Here is a 3,903-nt window from a genome sequence, read left to right on the forward strand (position 1 = left end):
GGGCAGCCGCAAGGCCGATAGCGGCGAGGATTTCCCTCAGCTGGAGGGCTGTGTGCTGAGCCCGTTTGCGGGTTTGCCGTATGTGGAGGAGGCTGCCCGTGCCTGGGGAATCACATTGCATCAGCCACCGCTGGAGACGATCCGCAAGGTAAATGCCAAAACCTATTCCTCTGATCTAAAACGCAGTCTCGGCCTGCGTAACCCGGGCCATATCGTGACTTCGTTTGCGGATGTAGCTGAGGCGGGGCGTAAGCTGCTGCGGGATGGAAGCTTTTTAATCAAGGATGATTTTGGCGTATCGGGCAAAGGAAATCTGCACATTACTTCGACGCAAATGCTGGACCGGATCGTATCGTATTTACGTGGACAGGAGCGTAAAGGCAAACAGGTGCTATTCCTTCTGGAGCCTTTTTTGGAAAAAGAGCAGGATTTTTCATGCCAATTTTCGATTGGTGATGATGGAAGAGTCGATATCTTATCTGTGCAATGGCTGGCTAACACTCAATTTGCCTATCGGGAATCTTTGTCGCCGGATGAGGCTTTTATGGAACGGCTGGAGCGCGAGGGCTATTTTAGCTTAATGCAAGATGTGGGACGGCAGTTGTATCAGGATGGATATTACGGTGATGTTTGCATTGACTCCATGACACTCCGTGGCGGGAAGCTGGAGCCCATTATCGAAATTAACGCCCGCAAGTCGATGAGTTTGATCAAGCATCAGCTCGATAATTTTCTCGCCGCGAAAAACATGCGTGGCACGCTGACGAATTATTCGCTGTCCCATGACGGCAGTCTGTCTTATGAGGAGCTGCTGGAAGGGCTGAAATGCGAAGGACTGCTGTTTACAGGTGAACGTGAGGAAGGTGTCATGCCGCTGGGAGCCAATACGTTATATGTGAACACAGGTGGACGAGATATTGAGAACAAGATTGTAGGCCATACAAGCACACCAAATAGAAATGCAACCGGACGCGGGGGCAGATCATCTGCCAAACAGGTTCGCGTGAGTGGGATGAGTGCCGACTATGGCGGATCGGAAGAGAATGGCGTCGCGAAGCCGGGTTCAAGTGGTAAAACGGAAGCTGCCAGAAGCGAACGGGCACGAGGAAAAGGTCGCCTTTATTTGGAGCTGGTTGCTGCGGGAGATGAAGAAAAAATGCGTTTGACTACAAAGCTGGAGCGTTTTTTGGCGGAGCATCATTTTACAGTGCTGAATTAAACGGGAGGCGTATGAGCATGCGTGAGAGTATGGATCAGCTTATGGATAAGCCTATTAAGGTAACGATTTTGTGTTCCGGCTTCGGATTGGGCTTTTATACCCCCGGCTTGTTGTTGCAGGCGGGTCTTCGCAGGCTGGGCGTAGATACGGCGATTCATGTATTTGAAAATGTGCTGCCGGAATTGGCCCGTCTCAAGGTCGACAAGAGCCGCAAAGCTTATCACGACAATTTTGCTGTAGCCTTAATGTCACAGAAGGTTCCGCAGGATATGCGCAATTCACTGGACCCCGCTGCGATGGAAGTGCTGCTGAACCAATGGACGGCGGAGGATCGGCGGTATTTTATATGCTTATCCGGTCATTGGATATATGTACTGGAGGAGTATCGCAGGCGGAGAGAGCCGGAGTCGGTGCATGTGGATATCGTGTATATGGATTCGACACCTTCTCCTTCCTGGAAAAATCTGGCCAAGCATCACCCGCGTTTTGCTGATGGATGTGGAGAAACGACTTTTTTTGAAAATGACAAGAATAGAGTCAGCCATTATATTGATATCCCGGCAGTAGAGCATATCCCTTTTGAAGCACGGCAATCCCGCTTATTCGTACATGGCGGCGGCTGGGGCATGGGCACATACCGTGACAAGGTTGGGCAGCTGGAAGAGGCGGGCTGGGAGCTGGATCTGCTGTTGTATGATCAGGATCAACCGGATGAACAGCGGGACAGTATACGCTATTTTCGGATGGATCCGCAGTGGAGAACATGGCAGCGAAATGAAGCCGGAGAGCATACGTTTCCCCCTTTCGGAGAGGTAAAATCGGGTGAGGAGACGATGTATCAGGTTGGGCCAGATTACCATGGCATGCTGGACCGGGCGTGCCATGTCCAAGCCATTGTCAGTAAGCCTGGAGGAGGCAGTCTGACCGATTCGTTCGCTACAGCAACTCCGCTTATTATGCTGGAGCCGTTTGGTGTGCATGAGAAGCATAATGCGGATCTGTGGGAACGTCTGGGACTAGGTATGCGCTACGAGACGTGGATGGAAACCTATGGCGGCAGCTCTAATGTACTGGAGGATATGTATCGGAGGATCGTGGAGCTGCGCAGCCGGACGCCGCGCTATGTGGAGTCGTATGCGAATAGCATCCAAATGCAGGCAAGCGCAGCGGGAATGGAGCAAGGGTCATGAACGTCGCTGTCGCTGCACACGAACCTGCGGTGAGAGATATCCGCTTTGGAATCATTGGCTGTTCCGCCATTGCGCCGCGTGCATTGCTGGAGCCAATTGGGCACGTTGCAGGGGCCCGTGTAACCGCGTTGGCGAATCGTACGGTTGTGAAGGCAGGAGAAATGGCGGATCGTTTTGGGATCAGTGTCGTCTATCGACATGCCGAGGATTTGCTAAAGGACCCGGACATCGACGCTGTATCATTGCACTTAGCAACGACCTGCATGCCGAGTGGATTGGTAAAGCACTGCAGGCTCACAAGCACGTGCTGGTGGAAAAGCCGTTATGCCTGAGTACGGCGGATCTGATTCCCCTGGCTGCGACTGTCGAGCAGAGCAGTGCCTACCTGCTGGAGGGCGTCATGGTGCAGCATCACCCTTGGCAGCGTGAGCTGCGAAGGATCGTGGAATCAGGCTGCTACGGTCGTTTACGCACCATAGCGACGAGTCTGTGTATTCCCGCCAAAGATGGGCATGTACACAATTATAGATCCCGGCCAGAGCAAGGTGGGGGATGCTTTTGGGATTTGGGCGTGTACTGGCTCCAGCTGCTTCAGGCCGCAGTGGGATTGGAGCAGGCCGAATTCCGCAGTCAATCGGATTTCAATGGTCCCCATGGCTGTGACTGGACATTCCATGCACAGGCCCACTATCCGGGTGGCTTGGAGGCGTCAGCTCTTTTTTCATTTGAGCGGCCTTACCGCTGTGCTCATGTATTTACCTTTGATTCGGCGGTAGTCACCTTGCAGGACTGTTTTCGGGCAAATTTGGGCTTTTATAAAATAACACTCAAGACGGAAATGACGGATATAGGCAGGGACATCACGCCGAATATTGCAGCAACGGATGCATCGACAGAGGGACCATCACATCGGTTGCAATCCAAAATGAAAACCGTTTTCGAGCCTATGAACTATTATGTCAATCAGTTAGAGGCCTTCTGCAGCATCATCCGGGGTGAAGCGGAGCCGATTCCGTTCCGTGAGGCCGCCGAGCGCGTCAGACTGCTGGCAGCCATTCATGAGGCAGCACGTTCGGGTGAGACGATCTATGCAGGATGAGTATTTTTGCATAAATGAGTATTTTGCATAAATCTCAGGAGCGTTGGGAACCGAATGATGCAAAATGCTGAGGATAGAACAGGGAAGAGAGGGGGGGCAGCAGATGGTTGAAAAGGACAAGGCCTTGCTGGAGCGTTTCGGTAAGCACCGGACACCATTTTACTATTACGACGGAGACGCGATGTATGCTCATGTCAGCTCGCTACTGGCCCGGTTGCATCCGGCTGTGCGTGTACATTACGCACTTAAGGCTAACGGTAACGTAGCCTTGGCGGGATTGCTGCGTTCGTTAGGCTGCGGGGTCGAGATCGCTTCGGCCGGGGAAATGTTCGTCGCGATGGAGGCCGGATATGCAGCGGAAGACGTGCTGTACGCCGGTCCGGGAAAAACGGCAG

2 protein-coding genes and 2 pseudogenes are annotated in these 3,903 nt (G+C 52.8%); all 4 read left to right on the plus strand.

The genetic code is table 11. The features are described 5' to 3' along the window. Positions 1–1,219: hypothetical protein (locus tag L693_RS0106510; protein ID WP_025716581.1), on the plus strand; the 1,219-nt coding region annotated here is incomplete at its 5' end. Positions 1,220–1,236: 17 nt separating this feature from the next. Next, positions 1,237–2,409 (plus strand): hypothetical protein, encoded by a 1,173-nt coding sequence (locus tag L693_RS0106515; RefSeq protein WP_025716582.1) that lies wholly within the window; start codon positions 1,237–1,239, stop codon positions 2,407–2,409. After that, positions 2,406–3,508 (plus strand): annotated as a pseudogene (locus L693_RS0106520) (Gfo/Idh/MocA family protein). The gene L693_RS0106515 and the pseudogene L693_RS0106520 overlap by 4 nt, the downstream one beginning before the upstream one ends. A 103-nt stretch (positions 3,509–3,611) precedes the next feature. Further along, positions 3,612–3,903: pseudogene (locus tag L693_RS0106525) on the plus strand (type III PLP-dependent enzyme); the annotation flags it as partial.

This window comes from Paenibacillus sp. 1-18 (genome assembly GCF_000520755.1).
In the GTDB taxonomy this organism is placed as follows: Bacteria; Bacillota; Bacilli; order Paenibacillales; family Paenibacillaceae; genus Paenibacillus; species Paenibacillus brasilensis.